Genomic DNA, 17,475 nt, shown 5'->3' with positions numbered 1-17,475 from the left:
AATATATAATGCATAAGTAATTAATCATAAATTAATGGTGATGGACTATAAGTTTTTTCTTAAAATAATTTTTATACTTATAAAATTAATTACGTAAATTTAACTAAATATTAATTAATAAAAATTGCGAAAGATAATCTATTAAATAATCAGACGATAAAAGCAATTTCTTGTGAGAAGACAATGAATAACATACACTGATCCAGCAAAATTACGTCATTTGATAAGGAGTTGGGTGTGTCTTTGGAACAATACCGAAAATATGAAAATCTCTCGATTGAAGAGACCATAGAAAAACTTTCATTACTCTATTCAAATGCGATCGAAGCATTAAGAAATGCAATCGCGACCTACATCGAAAAAGGAACCATTCCAGATGTAAAAGCGAGAGAAAATGGTTTATTCGCCTACCCAGAATTGTGTGTTACTTGGATTGGTAAAGTCGACCATTGTGAAAAAACTCGCGCATATGCACGCTTTGTCAAGCAGGGTGATTATAGTATTACAATTACCCAACCTGATTTATTTAGAGCTTATCTCGTTGAGCAATTGACAATTTTTCAGCAAGATTATGATGTTTCCTTTGCAGTTCGTCCTTCTAAAACTGAAATACCTTATCCATTTGTGATTGATGGGTCTGACTTAATACTCGATAGAAGCATGAGCAGTAGCTTAGCCGCTCATTTCCCAATTACTGATTTATCGCATATTAGTGATGATATTACCGATGGCTTATATCATGTCACGGATGATATGCCACTTTCCCATTTTGATGCTCTACGGGTTGATTTTTCCCTTGCTCGACTAAAGCATTATACAGGAACACCACCAGAACACGTTCAGCCATATATTTTATTTACTAACTATAACCGGTATGTCGACGAGTTTGTTAACTGGGCATGTGAGCAAATTTGTGATCCGGAGAGTCGCTATATTGCCTTATCCTGTGTAGGTCATAATTATCTAACAGCTGAAAATGCAGACCCACAAATAGCCACCTCAGATTTAACGTGGAAAAAATTTCAAATGCCTGCATATCATCTGATTGCTCGAGATGGGGCTGGTGTTACTCTTGTTAATATTGGTGTTGGTCCATCGAATGCAAAAAATATCTGTGATCATTTAGCCGTATTACGCCCTCATGCATGGTTAATGATAGGTCACTGTGGTGGATTAAGAGAAAGCCAAAAAATTGGTGACTATGTCTTAGCTCATGCATATCTACGGGATGACCATATTCTAGATGACGTATTACCACCAGATATTCCGATTCCTAGTATTGCTGAAGTTCAACGGGCGTTATATGACGCAACTAAACAAGTAAGCAATATGCCCGGAGAGTTAGTTAAGCAGCGCTTACGTACCGGAACTGTGGTAACTACAGATGATAGAAACTGGGAGTTACGTTTCTTTGCGACAGCTCGACGTTTTAGTTTAAGCCGTGCTGTCGCTGTCGATATGGAGAGCGCCACTATTGCCGCTCAAGGATACCGTTTTCGCGTACCATATGGGACGTTGTTATGTGTTTCTGATAAACCAATTCATGGTGAAATTAAGTTACCGGGGCAGGCGAATAGCTTCTATGAGGGAGCTATATCAGAACATCTACAAATTGGTATTCGTGCGATCGATCTCTTAAGACAAGAGGGGGATAAGTTACACTCTCGAAAATTAAGAACATTTGATGAACCACCATTTAGGTAATGAAAGTAAGGAGACTCAATTGATCCCGACACTGGAAACTGACAGGTTAATTTTGTCAAAACATGAAGTGAGTGATTTTACTGCTTTGACACAGTTATGGGCCAACACATCGATGGTACAACATATTGGTGGTAAGCCTTCCACGGAGCGAGAATCGTGGATGAGAATGCTCGCCTATGGGGGATTATGGCCGTTACTTGGCTTCGGTTATTGGGCGGTAAGAGATAAAAATACTGGCGTCTATGTGGGGGATCTGGGTTTTGCAGATTTCCACCGAACGGTAGAGCCACCCATCAAAGGGATCCCAGAAGCTGGATGGGTAATCGCGGCGGAATACCAAGGAAAAGGCTACGCAACAGAAGCAATGCAAGCCGCGTTATCTTGGCTAATATCTCAGAAAAAACATCAACAGAGCATCTGTTTCATTGATCCGAAAAATAGTCGTTCATTAAGAGTTGCTGATAAATTAGGTTATATTCAAGATAAAGAAGTCTTTATGAATGGCAGTATTTCGATATTGTTACGTAAAAATCTGAACGAATAATAGCATTATCCCATTATTGATAATAATCAATCCTATTTTTATCAATAGAATAGGATTGATTCTCTATTTACACTGTTAAAATTGATATATTAATTTTAAGGTGTGTATGTCTATTCATTCTCTTGCTTTCGAAAAACCGATTGTTGAACTCAATGAAAAAATTGATGCATTAGTTGCATACAAGCAACAGAGTCATGCTTCTGAAATAAAACTTGAAGAAGAGATCCAACTTCTTGAAGAAAAAAGTGTTTCATTAACAAAAAAAATATTTTCATCATTGAGCGCATGGGAAATTGTGCAATTGGCTAGGCATCCATTACGTCCCTATCTTCTTGATTATATTCCATTAATTTTTACTGAATTTGAGGAGCTGGCTGGAGATCGCGCATTTGCCGATGATAAAGCCCTTGTGGGGGGACTGGCTCGTTTGGATGGACAACCCGTAATGGTTTTAGGGCAGCAAAAAGGGCGAGATACCAAAGAAAAAGTGATGAGAAACTTTGGGATGCCTTCTCCAGAGGGATACCGAAAAGCATTGCGATTAATGAAAATGGCGGAGCGATTTCATTTACCTGTGGTGGTTTTTATTGATTCTGCGGGAGCATATCCGGGAGTTGGCGCCGAGGAACGGGGTCAAGCTGAAGCTATCGCAAGAAATATTATGGAAATGTCCCATTTAAAAACGCCTATTATTTGCGTGATCACAGGGGAAGGTTGTTCAGGCGGCGCATTAGGTATTGGGGTTGGCGATAGAATTAATATGCTGCAATACAGTACCTATGCAGCAATATCACCAGAAGGCTGTGCATCTATTTTATGGAAAGATTCCCAAAAAGCCCAAATAGCGGCTGAAACGATGGGAATGACAGCGACTAGATTAAAAGAGTTGGCAATTATTGATACAATTATTCCAGAACCATTAGGCGGCGCACATCGTAATTATCAATTAGCTGCGCAACATCTGAAACAACAATTACTGGCGGATTTAGCGGAGCTAAGCCAACTCGATATTGATTCATTGCTCACTCAGCGTTACCAAAAAATAATGGCATTTGGTTACTGCTAATGTTATTAGTGCCTTATTAGTCATAACGAATTAGGTAGTCAAATGCGGGTTGATTTGAATTTATTACGCATTTTTGTCGCAGTGGCGTCACAAGGTAGCTTTGCGAATGCAGCAAAGTTACTCTCTATGCCAACATCAAATATTAGTCGCGCCATAAAGCAGTTAGAAGCGCAATTAAATTGTCAACTTATTGAACGAACAACAAGACAAATGCGTTTAACCGAGCAAGGGGCTTTATTGCTGAAAAAAAGCCATAAACTATATAGTGAGTTAGAAGAAACACTGCAACAAATTCGTGATCCGAGAGAGCTCTGTGGAACCTTAAGGCTCACTATTCCCAGTGAGTCTGGAAGCTTGTTATTGGCAGAATTACTGGCCAAATTTGCTATCGAACACCCCAAATTAGCTATCCATTGTGATACCCAATTAGTTCCCTTGGATGTCATCAGTGATGATATCGATTTATTACTGACATTTCATCGTGGGGATCTGGCTGATAGCCGTTACCACTCAAAACTTCTTAAATCATGGGAAAGTGTTATCGTGGCTTCTCCGGAGTTAATTAAAACTACAGGGACCCCTAAAACGATTAGCCAATTATCCGAGATGCCATGTATTTCTAGTTTAAGTGCATTGCATGGGCAGCCGTGGATATTTTTAGAAAAAAATGGGCAACAGAAAAAAGTTATTGTGACGAGCCAATATAGAGTAAATAGTGGAATGCTTGCGAGTGTAGGGGCAATTAACGGCTTAGGATACGCAATATTATCGAAAGAGGCTTGTCAGGATAATCTTCAGCAAGGGAAATTAGTCGAAATTCATTTTGAAAATATTCAACCAGCTCCCATTGAGTTGCGAGCAGTCTATGCCACTCGCCGTTCACTATCACCGATAGTCGATAAATTTCTTAGTTATTTAACGCAAAATTTATAGGGAAAATGGATTGTTTTCCCCTTTATACGGATAGTGCTTAAGCACCACGTAAGCGGATAGTGAGTCCTTTAAGCAGGTAGCGTAGCAATTGATCCCCGCATTCACGGTAATTTTTATGACCTGGTTTACGGAAAATAGCATTTAGCTCTGGCTTGGATACACGAAAATCAACTAACTGATAAAGTTCAGTCATATCAACATCTTTAAGCTCGAAGGCTACCCGCAATTTTTTCATAATAATGTTATTACTCAAACGAGTCTCTACTTCAGGCATCGGACGCTCTTCATCTTTGCCTCGGCGAAAATAAATCAATCCATTAAGAAAATGTCCAAGTACATTGTCATTACATTCGACATAATCAGGATCTGTGTCTTTTTTAAGCCAAAGAACCATTTCTTCTTTAGTGACCGTTAAGTCTGCAAGTTTTACGATATCAACCATCTGAGCATCGCTCAAATCCAACATATAGCGAACACTTCGTAAAACATAGTTATTCAACATGGGGTAAATTTTCCAATAAATGGTACAAAAAATAAGCTTAAAATAGCAAATGAGGGGGCATTATAAAGCAAAGGTAGCCACCGATGCTTTATAATTTACGCAATATAAGAAAACAATTATGCCATAAAGTAAATCAGCCCATAGAAAAAGACTAATGTTAATCCTACTGTTAGCAGCATATTTTTAAGTATGGATGCTACAACCACACAAAATAGCGCTCCCCATAAATAAGGGTTATCCGGGAAACTACGAATTTCATGATTTTCTAGCAAAATAACGGGAGCACAAATGGCAGTCAGTAAACAGGGAGCTGAATAACTTAGGGCCTGTCGAACGATTAAAGGTAACCGTATAGGTAATTGAGGAATAAGGAAAACATAGCGCAAAGAAAAAACGACCGCGGTTAAGCTAATTATCAAAATCCAGATCGTTTTTCTTCTCCGAATAAACGTGCAACCCCAACAGAAACAAACATTCCACCCACACCGGCAATGACAATCGCACTGCTAATTGAATACATTGAGAGGGTGATGGCAGTAACCAGTGAAAATAATACTCCACAAGCCGTACTGATCTTTTTGGTTAATGGCACCACGATAGCTAATAAAGTTGCTACAACAGAAAAATCGAGATGCAACTTACTCAGATCTCCCACGAGATTGGCCATGACAATGCCGCATAAGCTAGTAACCAACCAAACAAGATAAAAGCTAAAGCCAGCACCAAATAAGTAGGGGAAACTTAATGCTTGTCGTTTGGCTGCACTGATGGCAAATAACTCGTCGGTTAATAAGAATCCAATACTTAATCTCTGTGGCGCAGTGAAATTTTTCACGTGTGGGCGCAGTGTTAATCCGTATAGCAGATGTTGAGAGGTAATAAAAAATACAGAAATGATGATAGTGATATAGCCCGCCCCTGAGTTTAGCAATCCCAAAGTGACTAATTGCGCTGCACCAGCAAAAACCATTGCAGACATTGCAATACTTTGCCAAAACGTTAATCCCGTTTCTACTGCCATTGAGCCTGCTAAAACTCCCCAAGGGATAACGGCAAGGTTTAACGGTAAAGTGTGGACTGCACCATCCATTAGGGCTTGTTGCCAAGGTTTTTGTTGCTGAACTGACATTATTAATACCTATTTATTAATGAAGCTGAATTTATTTTATGGAAGAGAGCAAACAACACATCTACAGCTATTTGCTTAAAATCATTTTTGGATAATAACCGGTAGCTACTCATGTTATATCTTGAAATCTAAAACAATTCACTATCCTCATTCATGGTAATTAACCGGAATTAGATATCGAGTTTTATTTTTTATTCAGAATAAAATATTGCTTTAATTTTGTTTTTGGCTTGCTTCTGATTGCTATCATAAATTTGGTTTTTTGTTTCATATTATAACTGTGATTCAATTGGTTTAATCTGGGTTTTTCGAATAAATTAAAATTTAAATTTGTTATATCACTAATAATATAGTGATATCTTTTATTGAAAATGAAAGGTGTGTATCATAGTCTCTATTCAGTATGAATGTGAATTTATTGTTATAACTTTTATTGAGTTAGCGGGTTTCCTATGCTTGAAAATCTAGGTATTACAAACTTATGGACTTATCTTATCGGTGTGATTTTTATTACTCTGGTACCAGGCCCTAATTCTCTATTTGTTTTAACAAGCAGTGCAAAATATGGTGTAAAAAATGGATATAAAGCAGCATTAGGTGTATTTACAGGTGATGCATTGCTCATTTTTTTATCATTTTTAGGTGTGGCGTCTTTAGTCAAAACCTCACCAATATTTTTTAGTGTTATTAAATATGCTGGTGCCGCCTACTTATTTTATTTAGGTATTAAAACGCTATATTCGGTATTACATAAAAAAGAGTCAGCAACAGATGTTGATAGCATCATTTTAGAAACTAAAGGAACCTATAAAAAGGCGGTCGTCCTAAGTCTGTTAAATCCTAAAATGATTATTTTTTATGTCTCATTCTTTATCCAATTTATTGATCCTGCATATCCAAACGCAGGCGTACCATTCTTTGTATTGGGCGTGATCTTGGAAGCATGCAGTATGTTTTATTTATCTATGCTGATATTTGGTGCAGTCGCAGTGACCAATATGGTTAAGCATAATAAAAAATTATCCAAGTTTTCAAATAGCTGTATTGGCGCTGTATTCTTAATGTTTGGTGCAAAATTAGCATTGACCGCCTAATTAGCATCCTCATACTTCTAACTCCCCGAAATTTGGTGTAGTTCTCATTTTCGGGGAGCCTTGTTTTACTATTCCTACCTGTGTTTTATGTCTCTATCTTCTTGAGTAACTGATGTGAATCTTGCAAGTAAGGGTAAGATTTTCTTTTTTAAATCATCCATAAAGCTATAAATTACAGGCACAAATAGCAAACTGAGCAACGTAGAGCTTATTAACCCACCAATAACCGCGACCGCCATAGGTGCTCTAAAACCTGAATCTGCACCGCTAGTCAGCACTAATGGTATCATGCCAGCAATCATAGCTAATGTTGTCATAATGATAGGGCGAATACGTTCTTGGCCGGCTTCAATAATTGCAGCGTCACGGGGTAATCCGGCGCGCTCTTTCTCTAAAATAAACTCAACTAATAAAATCGAGTTTTTAGTGACTATTCCCATTAGCATTAGTATTCCGATAATGACGGGTAAGTCGATCATGGCGTCATAAAGTACTAAGGCAATAATAGCGCCGCCAATTGAGAACGGAAGGGCTGCTAAGATGGTAATTGGTTGGATAAAATCCTTAAAAAGGATAACAAGAATCGCAAAAACCAATAATATGCTAAATATCATCGTTGAACTAAACCGCTCAAACATATCAAGCATATATTCCATGTCGCCATATTCCAGTGGTTCAACACTTATAGGTAAGGATTGATACTCTGGCAAAGCCATCACATTTTCTATTGCTTCACCTAAAGTCAGGCCTTCTAAGTTACCTTCGATAGACATTTTTCTGGAACGATTGATCCGGTCTATTTGGGATGGACCATCGCTGAAATCGATGCTAGCTACCGATTTAATAGGAACTGTTTGTTGTTCATTATTGCGGACATATAAATTATTTAAAACATCCACATCGTCTTTTTGGTAGTCAGGTAAAGTGACCTGTAAAGCTAATTGCCGCTCTGGTAAATTGAATTTTGCACTACGTGAGTTGGATTCACCAATAGTTGCAACCCGCAGAGTATTCGCTATTTCTTCGACATTTACCGCGGTTCTTCCCAAATCCGGTAAGTTAGGCGAGACGATGAGTTCTTTACGCAATAACGGTTTGACGACTCGTGCATTATTAATTCCTTTAACGGTTGCAACCGCATCTCGCAATTTGTGCATAGCAACTTCTAATTCATCAGGATTGGATCCAGTAAACGTGAGTGAAAATTCTTTATTGCCATCACTGTTGCTAAAGGTATATCGAGCATCAGGATTTTGTTGCAACAAATAAGAGATCGAATTTTCAAATTGCTTTTGTGACATTTTTCGCTCATTGGGAGCCGTTAATGTCAGTATCAATTGACCTTTATGCTGAGCAATACCATCAGCATCGTCACTGATCCCTGCAATGGTATATATTGATTTAATTTCCGAGCGATCTTTTAGTTTTAGCGCCATATTCTTAATGGCTTGTTGTGTCTTTTCCACGGGAGTTCCGGGTGGGAATTCCACCTCAATTTGGCTAACACTCATATCACCGTCAGGCATAAAGCCTACGGGTAAATAAGTTATGCTAGACATTGAGCCGATTAAAAAAATTAAGGCTAAAGATAAAGCGAGTTTTCTGTGCCTCAACGTTGCAGATAATAACTGCGTATATTTTTTAATCCATTTAGGAATGGAGTTTTGGTGGTTAATATTTTTTGCTGGTAGTAATACATAGGCAGCCATTAATGGTGTGACTAATCTGGCAACGAGTAATGAGGAAAGCACCGCTGCGGAAACGGTAATACCAAAAGGAACAAAGTATTTACCGATAAAACCACCAATAAAGCTGACAGGTAAAAAGACGGCAACAATGGTAAGGGTAATGGCCACTATAGCAAACCCAATAGCATCCGAGGCTTTTAATGCGGCTAAATATGGGCGTTCACCACGCTCGATATATTTTTGAATATTTTCAATTTCAACGATGGCATCATCGACTAAAATGCCAATCACTAAGGTGAGGGCGAGTAGAGTTATACTATTTAGTGTGTAATCGAAAATAGTCAATATAAAGAATGTTGGAAGAATAGAAAGCGGCAATGCGACTGCTGCAATAAGAGTTGCACGCCAACTTTTTAAGAAAAAGAAGACAATTATGATGGTAAGAAATGCACCTTCTAATAAGGTCTGAATGGTTAAATGGTAGCTAGATTCGGTATATTTCACTGTCGATGATACTAACTGAATCGACATTTCAGGGTGTTTAAGCCTGAGTTGTTCAAGTGCCTGTTCAACACCTTTAGCAACCTCAGTATCACTAGAGTTTTTCGCACGAAAAACAGCAAAACCCACGACATCTTCATTATTTAACTGTGAAATTGTCTTGGCTGTTTTTTGCCCTTGGTAAATGGTCGCAATATCATCAAGTTTTATCCAACGTTGGTCACCAATCGGAAGCTGAATATTTTTAATATCGTCAACGCTCTTTTTTTCACCTAAAATCCGAATCGTATGTTGCAGTGAATTGTATTTTGAAGAACCTCCAGCCGAATTTTGATGAACACTTCTTAGTAATTCATTGATACCAACAATTGACAGTTGTAATGATGCGAGTTTATTTGCATCTGGTTCTACGCGGATCACGCTATCCGCACCGCCTAGACGACTCACTTTTTGTACGCCGGGTGTCATTATTAACTGTTTACTAATCGTGTCATCAACAAACCATGAAAGGTCGGCAATAGATTGAGTATCAGAAGAAATCGCGTAACGTAATATTGCACCACCTTCAATATCAATTCGATTGATTAACGGTTCATCAATGGTTTGGGGTAAGTCACTCCTGATTTGAGCTATTTGTTCTCGGATATCATTGGTCGCAATGTAAGCGTCAATATTTAAATCAAACTCGATTGCAGTGGTTGAAATACCCTCGGTTATTGTCGATGAAATATGACGAATTCCAGGAATGCCCGAAACAGCACGTTCTACGGGTTTAGTAATTGCATTTTCCATTTCTGTCGGTGATGAACCGTCTTGAGTGATGGTGACGGTGACAATTGGAAAGTTAATCACTGGGTTAGCAGTAACAGATAATTGGTTAAATGAAAATATTCCAGCGATGGTGAGTGCGAGAAAAATCACGATAGTTGGAATCGGGCGAGTAATTGCCCATGACGATAATTGCAGTTTCATTCACTATCCTTGACTGGCGTCACTGCATCATTTTCAGTTAAAAAAGCTTGTGCATTAGTGACTACATCAATATCGAGGGATATCGGCGATAATATTTCAACTAAACCGCTGTGAGGTTTTCCGATAGTGACTGTTTGTTGTTTTACTGTATTATTTTCAACGATAAAAATAATACGTATGCCATTATTGAGTGTTCGAATGGCACTGTATGGCAAGGTTATTTGTGGCTTCGCTGCATACGAAATCATCGCTATGCCCGATTCACCTACCTGAATTGGGGATTGATTTCCCTCTAAACTGATACGTATTTTCCCTTGCTGAGAGAGTGAGTCCACCTTAGGGGATAGATAACGTAGAGTTCCAGATAATTGCTGATTGTCTTCGGTTTTCAAGGCGATTGAATCTATACGTGATAAATTCTTTAGCTCCGAAGCATGAGCTAACCCTTCAAACTCAATTTGATTATTTTCGATAATTTTAAACAGTAATTGATTATCAGAAAGCATTCCTCGCATGGCTAAGCGCTCACTGATTACACCCGAAACAGGCGCAATAATTCGTGATTTATCCTGTTGGCTCTGTTCTTTGGTTAATTGTGCTTGTAATTGTCGTAACTCTGCGCGGCTGGCTTCTAATAATGCGTTCGCAGCGATAGAATCCGACTTGGTTTTTTCAAACTCACTGGCAGAAATTACGCCTGATTTTGCTAATGGAATGAGTCGGTTCAATTCTTTTTGCGCTTGAACAGATAAGGCTTTTTGCTGTTTGATATAAGCCGTTGCTTTCTCTATTTCAGCTTGTAATTGTTTAACTGACGCGGTTTGAACAGGAGATTCTAATGTCGCTAATAGTTGGTTTTTTTCTACCCATTGACCTTCTTCAACAAAAACGTCAGTCACCATTTGCTGCTGTAATGGTGACCCGATTGAAATTTCATTTTGAGCAATAAACTTTCCCGGCAAGGTGAGAGTTTGAATATATTGTGTTTTCTGTGGCTGAGAGACATTGAGGCGCATATTTTCTGAAAATGAAGAGAATGATATAAAATATAAATATATCAAGGTAATACATAGACGGCTCATAAATAAATTTATTCCTAAAGTAGCGTTAGGAACACGTTAGTTAAAGACGCCAAGTATTACCATTAACGAAAGTTAAACCTTAATTTTTCGTTAAGCTTAGCCTGTTGTTTTATAAAAAAATAACAGCACTAGTGATAAGTAAAAATACATTTTCAAATCAGTTAATATTAAAAAATAATAAAGAGAGACCTAAAATAATGAGTAGCCCCCCAATTACCCGATCCATAGCGAGTTGATATTTTAAGATCTTATTGCGGATTAATGGTGCGGCAAAAAAGAGGGCAATCAAACTAAACCAGATCCAATGAGCAAAAGAAATAAATAATCCATAACCAAAATTTAGCCATTGTGAGTTATTGGCTTGAATAACTTGAGTATAAACAGATACCACGAAAAACATGGTCTTAGGGTTTAAGGCATTGGTTAAAAAACCGGTTTTAAATGCGCTTAATATTGATGGTTCAATAAAGTCGCCAATTTTATCTTCAGTACTGATTAGCGTTTTGTTTGTTAATGATTTATAGCCAATATAAACCAAATAGCCAACCCCCAGGAGCTTTACGACAAGAAATAGCATGGGGGAGCTCATAATAATCAACGTGACCCCAAAAATGGTATATAGCACGTGAACTTGTACTCCTATAGCTATACCTAGAGCACAAAATAACCCAATTCTACGACCATAAGAGTAGCTATTTTTAGTTACCATAGCAAAATCAGGTCCAGGACTAATCACAGCGAGGATCGTGATAGTTGCGACAGCAAGAATTTCATTCATAGTTAATATCCTAAAGACAATGAAAACTGACTTAAATATTGATGAAAGATAAGTCAATCAATCTAATTTGAGAGTTTTATTATCAATAGATTGCAGATATTGAAAAAGCGATTTATCCTCATGTAAATCTGTCAGATTTCGTTACCTATTTATGAAACTACCTCCATTAGCATCATTACGTTTTTTTGACGTGGCCGCACGTTACGAAAGCTTTGTGAAAGCGGCACAAGAGTTGCATGTTACACATAGCGCAATTAGCCGCCAGATCCGATTACTTGAGGAACACCTCGGTATTCATTTGTTTGAGCGACGAAATCGCGCTATTTTCTTGACGTTAGAAGGAAAATTGTTATTTCAAACAACAACTAGTATGTTTCAACAACTTGCAGAAACAGTAAAGCAACTAGAGCAGCCACCGGACATACAAGTCGTGAATTTATCTTGTGAGCCCACCATAGCGATGAAATGGCTGATCCCGAGATTGACCGATTTTTATCGGCAATATCCAGATATTACCGTCCATTTAATTGCGGCTGGCGGACCTATCGATTTTGCTAAAACTGGGGTTGATTTGGCTCTACGGCGCAATGATTTCAAATGGAATGATAATATTCATTCAACACGAATTTGTGCAGAGAGAATGGGAGTCGTCAAACGTGTCGATGATACGCCATATCAGCGAATGAATTTACTGACTCCGTCATCTCGGCCAACAGTATGGGAAACATGGCAGTCTCGAACTGGCGTGAATCTGCAAGGCAATAAACGGATTAATTTTGAGCACTTTTATTTGTGCCTACAGGCCGCGTTGGCAGGGCAAGGAATCGCAATGGCTTCATTTTTGATGGTTGCTGATGAGATTAAATCAGGACAGCTAATGGCTCCGGAAGGTTTCATAGAAGATGGTTCTGCCTACTATATTCTTGCGCCTAAAATGTTAAATACACACAGTGCGGGGGGGATTTTCATGGAATGGCTAATCGAGAATGTGAATCAAAGCCTACAGCTGACTCAGTAGAAGACCGAGAATTTATACCAGCATGCAAATTTGGTTATTAAATCATCGAACCTCCATAAGAAACAAAGTTTTTATGACATAACTATTTCTCTGCGTGCTATATTTCCTTGATATATTTTGATGTTTTCAAGTTGGAGTAAATAATGAGCAAAATCCGGGTTGGTGTCATTTTTGGTGGAAAATCGACTGAACATGAGGTTTCTCTTCAGTCAGCTAAAAATATTATTAATGGTTTAGATCGTAATAAATTTGATGTGTGCTTGATTGGCATTAATAAAGAGGGGCAATGGCATGAATATGATGAAGCCAACTTTTTAGTCCACGGTGATGACCCTGCTCATATTGCATTAAACACTCCAAAACGCAGCATTGCTATCGTTCCTGGAAAGCAAAAAGAACAATTTATCTCTCTGGAAGATGCGAAACCACTCCCACAAATTGATGTTATTTTTCCTATTGTTCATGGCAATCTAGGAGAAGATGGTTCACTGCAAGGCCTATTACGTATGGCGAATCTGCCATTTGTAGGTCCAGGTGTTTTAGGCTCTTCTGCCTGCATGGATAAAGACGTTACCAAACGCTTATTACGTGATGCAGGTTTAAATATTGCACCATTTATCACGATATTAAAAAGTGGGCGAGAGCAAATTAGCTATGCTGCAACCGTTGAAAAACTGGGCTTACCATTGTTTATTAAACCTGCCAATCAAGGCTCTTCTGTTGGCATCAGTAAAGTAAACAATGAGAGCGAGTTTTATGCTGCGCTGGATTTTGCATTCCTATTTGACGTTAAAGTATTGATTGAAAGTGCAGTAAAAGGGCGAGAAATTGAGTGTGCAGTTTTAGGTAATGAACAGCCACTCGCTAGCCCATGCGGTGAAATTGTTTTACACGATAGTTTTTATGCTTACCACACTAAGTATATTGATGAGAACGGTGCCTCTGTTGTTGCTCCCGCCGATTTAGACGAAGCTGTTAGTGAAAAAATTCGTCAAATTGCACTAGAAGCCTATCAAGCCTTAAATTGTAGTGGGATGTCCCGTGTTGACGTATTTTTAACTGATACTAATGATGTGGTTATCAATGAAATTAATACATTACCGGGCTTCACGAATATTAGTATGTATCCTAAATTATGGCAGCAAGGCGGAATGACATATCAAGAGCTGATTAGTCGTTTAATTGAGCTGGGAATGGAAAAATTCGAGCAAACGGCGTCGTTAAAAACGGCATGTGATGAAATTTAATCACTAACACTTTGCCGATAGTTTTTAGCTATCGGCAAAGTGTGGTAGTAATCCATTTTTAAATCAATCACTGAGCATTATTTTCACACCAAACATAATTGATATAACGGAATAGTGGTTCGAAACCAAATTTCTTATAAAGATCAAATCCTGCTTCAGAAGCATCCAAGAAACAATGCTCAACTCGCTGTTGCCGGCAAAATGCTAATGCATAATCAATCAGTTGAGAAGCATAGCCTTTTCCCTGAAACCTAGGTTCTGTACCAATATCATCAAATCGAGCAAGTTCGCCTTCAATGGTTATCGTCATTGATGTGGCGGGTTCACCATCAACTAACAGTACAAAGTGAAATTGTGGAGCACCTTGTTGTAGGGCATCTTCATGATAACGAACATATTCTTGGATAACTAAGTCATGTTCTTCTGAGAGATAAAATGCAGAAACTAAAGGTTTAGCCCAGAGGGAAAGGTCATGGTTGGCTAAAACAATATCAACTTGATTGTCGGGTAAATTTACGTCTTTTTGCTGGGATAATGAGAGTGCCATTGCGGTTGTGACGCTGTCACGTTTATAATTAAGAGCTTCAATATCTTTGACCACTTTTGGCAACATTTCTTCAGGGATTACCAATGTGTGGTTCTTTTTTTGTGCCACAAACAGATTATAAGCCTGCATAAATGCGTGATGTGTGGAGTCAGGCTGTAAGTAGATAAAGTTAAACGCAGGAGAATTCAGCGGGGTCAAATAACAGATTGTATGTTGTGCAATTTGTATGCTGTGCTCACAAATCGAGGTCCAAAACGTCTTTTCGATCGATTGGTAATGTCGTAAATAGTAGAGCGGAATATTCATGTCTCAGTTACCTGATGTAAAGCGTGTTAATCGATATGGGGTTAATATAGCGTGTTTGATCCCATGTAAGATTGTTATTTAACTTATTGGTACTAAAGCCATTGATGTATATCTACTGATAATATATCAACCCTCAAAATCATCAACACTTTCGATGATTGCTATCTCATCTTCTGGCCTAGGTCGCATTCCTATGTAAAGATTTTCAATTCAATATCTATAAATCATATTAGCAAGGTCAACAGGTCATTTTGTGCGGTATACATGTCCCCTTGCTAAATTGTATTATTTGGTCAGTTTACGCTGAGCGATAATTTTTTCTGTAGCTAGATGATACTATCTAATTAATTTATTTGTTATGGTAGCTTTAATTCAATCATCGTATTGGCATGAATATGCTACTTGATTGGGGTTTAAGTTATCTACAAAAGAAATCATGGATACTGTTGAATAATACGCTGTATTTTCAGGTTAAATATCAAGCTTATTGAGATGCAATAATGAAAAAAATTATTTTTATAGCCATGTGTGTATTTAGCTATCCCGTGACTACATTATCTGAAACTACCAATTATGAAAAACAAGTGCTGAAGAGTGGCGAAAAAGAGATCCATTATTACTTGTTGAAAAACACATCAAAAAAAACTGAAAATTTGTTAGTTTTAATTCAAGGGTCAGATTGTAAAAGTATCTTAAATAATCAAAATATAATGGCTAACTTTAGCCAGATATTACCCAATAGTGATATTTTACTAGTAGAAAAAACAGGGTTAACCCCTCAAACTGGTAAGGAAAATGAAAGTGCGTTAACTGAAGATTGTCCAATAGTCTATATGCAAAATGATTCTTACTATGAAAGGGTTGATAACTACATAACAGTCTTAAATGAAATAAAAAAAGACTATAAAAACATTGTATTACTGGGTGGTAGTGAAGGTGCAATAGTGACAAATATTATTGCATCAAAAATTGATTTTATTGATGCATCAATTTCACTCAATGGTGGTGGGCAATATTTTATTGATGACGTTATTTATAGTATAAAAAACAGTGTTCCATCAGAGGAAGTTGAAGCATCAACTGAAGGATTTAAACAGTTCGCGAATGCTGTATTACAGAATCAATTAGAGGATGACCAATTTCCTAGCAACCATGGAAAAAATTGGTGGTATGAAGCTCTGACAATTGACAATAAAAAGTTGCTTGAATCAGTGAACAAACCGCATTTAGTGATCCAGACATTAGCAGATATTAATGTTGATGTTGAAAGTTCAGAGAAAATGATGAATGACATTGCTAATCCGAATATAACGTATAAAACCTATCCAACATTAGATCATTATTTTAAAGACAGCTCTGGGAATAATCATACTTCAGTTATAGTCAATGATATTCAACATTGGTATACAACGATTAAAGTGAAATAAATAAAATAAAAATATGCCCAACTGAAATCGGTTGGGCAACATTTTATTCGGATATATAGCTGTAATAATTAAAGATAGGCTTAAATCCTAATTTACTATACACAGAGAGCCCATCGCTAGATGCTTCTAAATAACACCGTTTTATATCGTGTTGATGGCATATGTGAAGGGCGTGTTTGATTAACATAGTTGCAAGGCCTTTGCGTTGATATTCAATATCAGTACCAATATCATCTAAACGAGCCAGATCCTTATAAATCGTAAGCGTTAAACTGGTGACAGGGCGCTGATGATGGAATAAGACAAAGTGCAGCATATTGATATTTTTATCCAGCGCACGCTGATGATAGCGAATATATTGATCAATAACAGACTCTTCATCTTTGACCTCAACATCAGAGTCTACTGGAAATGCAGTAACTAATGGTTCAGCCCAACATGATAAATTTTGGTTACATTGTTCAATGTGATAAAAATCAGGTAAACAGCATGGCGCCTGCTTAATTAAATCCTGTTGTTCTAATACCATCGCTGTTGATTCACCATCATTAACAAGTTGATACTCTTGAATCAACGCTGAAAATTTAGCTAATTCCGCAGAATGGACAACTAAAACGTAGGGCTTTGATTGCTGCTTAAATAAGTCATTCGCCACTTCAAAACTGGCTGTCGTCGCCCCTGAGTGTAAATAAATATAGTTGAATATGGGCATATTTAGCTCAGAGAAGTAGGCGACAGTTGTCGGTGTAATATCATAGGTTGATAAACAAATAGCAGACCAAAAATGATGCTCAAGTGTATAAAAATTTTTTTCGTTATACGTTATTGCAGTGTGATCTGAAAAATTCATGGTAAACCTTATAATATTGATAATCGAAAGATTGCTGTTGATATACTACATGGGATAGCATTTATTGAATTAAGAGAAGATTAAGGA

At 37.6% G+C, this 17,475-nt stretch carries 16 protein-coding genes; 8 read left to right on the top strand and 8 right to left on the bottom strand.

The annotated features are described in order from the left end of the window. Positions 1 to 276: 276 nt before the first annotated feature. From PROVRUST_RS02030 to PROVRUST_RS02015, 4 genes are all read left to right on the top strand, one after another. Complete coding sequence (locus tag PROVRUST_RS02030) at positions 277 to 1,704, top strand: AMP nucleosidase (RefSeq protein ID WP_438667000.1); 1,428 nt, start codon at positions 277 to 279, stop codon at positions 1,702 to 1,704. After that, positions 1,685 to 2,248: a GNAT family N-acetyltransferase gene (locus tag PROVRUST_RS02025; RefSeq protein WP_006813010.1), complete on the top strand. Its 564-nt coding sequence runs from the start codon at positions 1,685 to 1,687 to the stop codon at positions 2,246 to 2,248. Before PROVRUST_RS02030 ends, PROVRUST_RS02025 begins: the two co-directional genes overlap by 20 nt. A 106-nt stretch (positions 2,249 to 2,354) precedes the next feature. Continuing rightward, complete coding sequence (gene accA, locus PROVRUST_RS02020; RefSeq protein WP_006813009.1) at positions 2,355 to 3,314, top strand: acetyl-CoA carboxylase carboxyl transferase subunit alpha; 960 nt, start codon at positions 2,355 to 2,357, stop codon at positions 3,312 to 3,314. Positions 3,315 to 3,356: 42 nt separating this feature from the next. Beyond that, a complete protein-coding gene (locus tag PROVRUST_RS02015) occupies positions 3,357 to 4,247 on the top strand; it encodes a LysR family transcriptional regulator (RefSeq protein WP_006813008.1) in 891 nt (296 codons plus the stop codon). Positions 4,248 to 4,284: 37 nt separating this feature from the next. On the opposite strand, the gene PROVRUST_RS02010 is transcribed toward PROVRUST_RS02015, so the two are convergent. The 3 genes from PROVRUST_RS02010 to PROVRUST_RS02005 all read right to left on the bottom strand — a co-directional run bounded on the left by PROVRUST_RS02010 (position 4,285) and on the right by PROVRUST_RS02005 (position 5,878). Next, a complete protein-coding gene (locus PROVRUST_RS02010; RefSeq protein ID WP_039854058.1) occupies positions 4,285 to 4,749 on the bottom strand; it encodes a YehS family protein in 465 nt (154 codons plus the stop codon). Between the two features lie 116 nt (positions 4,750 to 4,865). Continuing rightward, positions 4,866 to 5,177 carry an AzlD domain-containing protein gene (locus PROVRUST_RS19085; RefSeq protein ID WP_071599528.1) on the bottom strand — a complete coding sequence of 104 codons (312 nt, stop codon included), beginning with the start codon at positions 5,175 to 5,177 and terminating at the stop codon, positions 4,866 to 4,868. After that, on the bottom strand, positions 5,165 to 5,878 hold the full coding sequence (locus PROVRUST_RS02005; protein WP_006813005.1) for an AzlC family ABC transporter permease: 714 nt from the start codon (positions 5,876 to 5,878) through the stop codon (positions 5,165 to 5,167). Before PROVRUST_RS02005 ends, PROVRUST_RS19085 begins: the two co-directional genes overlap by 13 nt. Positions 5,879 to 6,330: 452 nt before the next feature. Between PROVRUST_RS02005 and leuE the strand changes: the two genes are divergently transcribed. Continuing rightward, positions 6,331 to 6,972 carry a leucine efflux protein LeuE gene (leuE, locus tag PROVRUST_RS02000; RefSeq protein WP_006813004.1) on the top strand — a complete coding sequence of 214 codons (642 nt, stop codon included), beginning with the start codon at positions 6,331 to 6,333 and terminating at the stop codon, positions 6,970 to 6,972. Positions 6,973 to 7,046: 74 nt separating this feature from the next. Here leuE and PROVRUST_RS01995 read toward each other — a convergent pair whose 3' ends face one another. The 3 genes from PROVRUST_RS01995 to PROVRUST_RS01985 all read right to left on the bottom strand — a co-directional run bounded on the left by PROVRUST_RS01995 (position 7,047) and on the right by PROVRUST_RS01985 (position 11,993). Beyond that, complete coding sequence (locus tag PROVRUST_RS01995) at positions 7,047 to 10,133, bottom strand: efflux RND transporter permease subunit (RefSeq protein WP_006813003.1); 3,087 nt, start codon at positions 10,131 to 10,133, stop codon at positions 7,047 to 7,049. Further along, entirely contained in the window at positions 10,130 to 11,215 is a 1,086-nt protein-coding gene (locus tag PROVRUST_RS01990) for an efflux RND transporter periplasmic adaptor subunit (RefSeq protein ID WP_039854055.1), read from the bottom strand. Before PROVRUST_RS01990 ends, PROVRUST_RS01995 begins: the two co-directional genes overlap by 4 nt. Positions 11,216 to 11,372: 157 nt before the next feature. After that, positions 11,373 to 11,993, bottom strand: coding sequence for a LysE family translocator (locus tag PROVRUST_RS01985; protein ID WP_006813001.1), 621 nt, complete (start codon positions 11,991 to 11,993; stop codon positions 11,373 to 11,375). Between the two features lie 151 nt (positions 11,994 to 12,144). On the opposite strand from PROVRUST_RS01985, the gene PROVRUST_RS01980 reads away from it, so the two are divergent. Together PROVRUST_RS01980 and ddlA are read left to right on the top strand one after the other, a co-directional pair. Beyond that, positions 12,145 to 13,011, top strand: a complete 867-nt coding sequence (locus PROVRUST_RS01980; RefSeq protein WP_006813000.1) for a LysR substrate-binding domain-containing protein — start codon at positions 12,145 to 12,147, stop codon at positions 13,009 to 13,011. A gap of 143 nt (positions 13,012 to 13,154) precedes the next feature. Further along, positions 13,155 to 14,258 (top strand): D-alanine--D-alanine ligase, encoded by a 1,104-nt coding sequence (gene ddlA / locus PROVRUST_RS01975; RefSeq protein ID WP_006812999.1) that lies wholly within the window; start codon positions 13,155 to 13,157, stop codon positions 14,256 to 14,258. A 67-nt stretch (positions 14,259 to 14,325) separates the two neighbouring features. Here the strand turns inward: ddlA and PROVRUST_RS01970 are convergent, their stop codons facing one another. Beyond that, positions 14,326 to 15,111, bottom strand: a complete 786-nt coding sequence (locus tag PROVRUST_RS01970; RefSeq protein ID WP_039854054.1) for a GNAT family N-acetyltransferase — start codon at positions 15,109 to 15,111, stop codon at positions 14,326 to 14,328. 500 nt (positions 15,112 to 15,611) lie between these two features. On the opposite strand from PROVRUST_RS01970, the gene PROVRUST_RS01965 reads away from it, so the two are divergent. Then, positions 15,612 to 16,538 carry an acyl-CoA thioester hydrolase/BAAT C-terminal domain-containing protein gene (locus tag PROVRUST_RS01965; protein WP_006812997.1) on the top strand — a complete coding sequence of 309 codons (927 nt, stop codon included), beginning with the start codon at positions 15,612 to 15,614 and terminating at the stop codon, positions 16,536 to 16,538. A gap of 43 nt (positions 16,539 to 16,581) precedes the next feature. Here PROVRUST_RS01965 and PROVRUST_RS01960 read toward each other — a convergent pair whose 3' ends face one another. Then, the gene (locus PROVRUST_RS01960) at positions 16,582 to 17,388 is read right to left on the bottom strand and encodes a GNAT family N-acetyltransferase (RefSeq protein WP_006812996.1); all 807 of its coding nucleotides are present in this window, start codon (positions 17,386 to 17,388) and stop codon (positions 16,582 to 16,584) included. Between the last annotated feature and the right edge of the window lie 87 nt (positions 17,389 to 17,475).

It is taken from the genome of Providencia rustigianii DSM 4541, from assembly GCF_000156395.1.
Classification (GTDB): Bacteria; Pseudomonadota; Gammaproteobacteria; order Enterobacterales; family Enterobacteriaceae; genus Providencia; species Providencia rustigianii.
This window is presented reverse-complemented; position numbering and strand designations above follow the sequence as displayed.

What these genes read in the sequence shown, in the direction of transcription:
- PROVRUST_RS02025 (WP_006813010.1), top strand. Translation starts at nt 1,685, where the DNA reads ATGAACCACCATTTAGGTAATGAAAGTAAGGAGACTCAATTGATCCCG.
- accA (WP_006813009.1), top strand. Translation starts at nt 2,355, where the DNA reads ATGTCTATTCATTCTCTTGCTTTCGAAAAACCGATTGTTGAACTCAAT.
- PROVRUST_RS02015 (WP_006813008.1), top strand. Translation starts at nt 3,357, where the DNA reads ATGCGGGTTGATTTGAATTTATTACGCATTTTTGTCGCAGTGGCGTCA.
- PROVRUST_RS02010 (WP_039854058.1), bottom strand. Translation starts at nt 4,749, where the DNA reads ATGTTGAATAACTATGTTTTACGAAGTGTTCGCTATATGTTGGATTTG.
- PROVRUST_RS02005 (WP_006813005.1), bottom strand. Translation starts at nt 5,878, where the DNA reads ATGTCAGTTCAGCAACAAAAACCTTGGCAACAAGCCCTAATGGATGGT.
- leuE (WP_006813004.1), top strand. Translation starts at nt 6,331, where the DNA reads ATGCTTGAAAATCTAGGTATTACAAACTTATGGACTTATCTTATCGGT.
- PROVRUST_RS01995 (WP_006813003.1), bottom strand. Translation starts at nt 10,133, where the DNA reads ATGAAACTGCAATTATCGTCATGGGCAATTACTCGCCCGATTCCAACT.
- PROVRUST_RS01990 (WP_039854055.1), bottom strand. Translation starts at nt 11,215, where the DNA reads ATGAGCCGTCTATGTATTACCTTGATATATTTATATTTTATATCATTC.
- PROVRUST_RS01985 (WP_006813001.1), bottom strand. Translation starts at nt 11,993, where the DNA reads ATGAATGAAATTCTTGCTGTCGCAACTATCACGATCCTCGCTGTGATT.
- PROVRUST_RS01980 (WP_006813000.1), top strand. Translation starts at nt 12,145, where the DNA reads ATGAAACTACCTCCATTAGCATCATTACGTTTTTTTGACGTGGCCGCA.
- ddlA (WP_006812999.1), top strand. Translation starts at nt 13,155, where the DNA reads ATGAGCAAAATCCGGGTTGGTGTCATTTTTGGTGGAAAATCGACTGAA.
- PROVRUST_RS01970 (WP_039854054.1), bottom strand. Translation starts at nt 15,111, where the DNA reads ATGAATATTCCGCTCTACTATTTACGACATTACCAATCGATCGAAAAG.
- PROVRUST_RS01965 (WP_006812997.1), top strand. Translation starts at nt 15,612, where the DNA reads ATGAAAAAAATTATTTTTATAGCCATGTGTGTATTTAGCTATCCCGTG.
- PROVRUST_RS01960 (WP_006812996.1), bottom strand. Translation starts at nt 17,388, where the DNA reads ATGAATTTTTCAGATCACACTGCAATAACGTATAACGAAAAAAATTTT.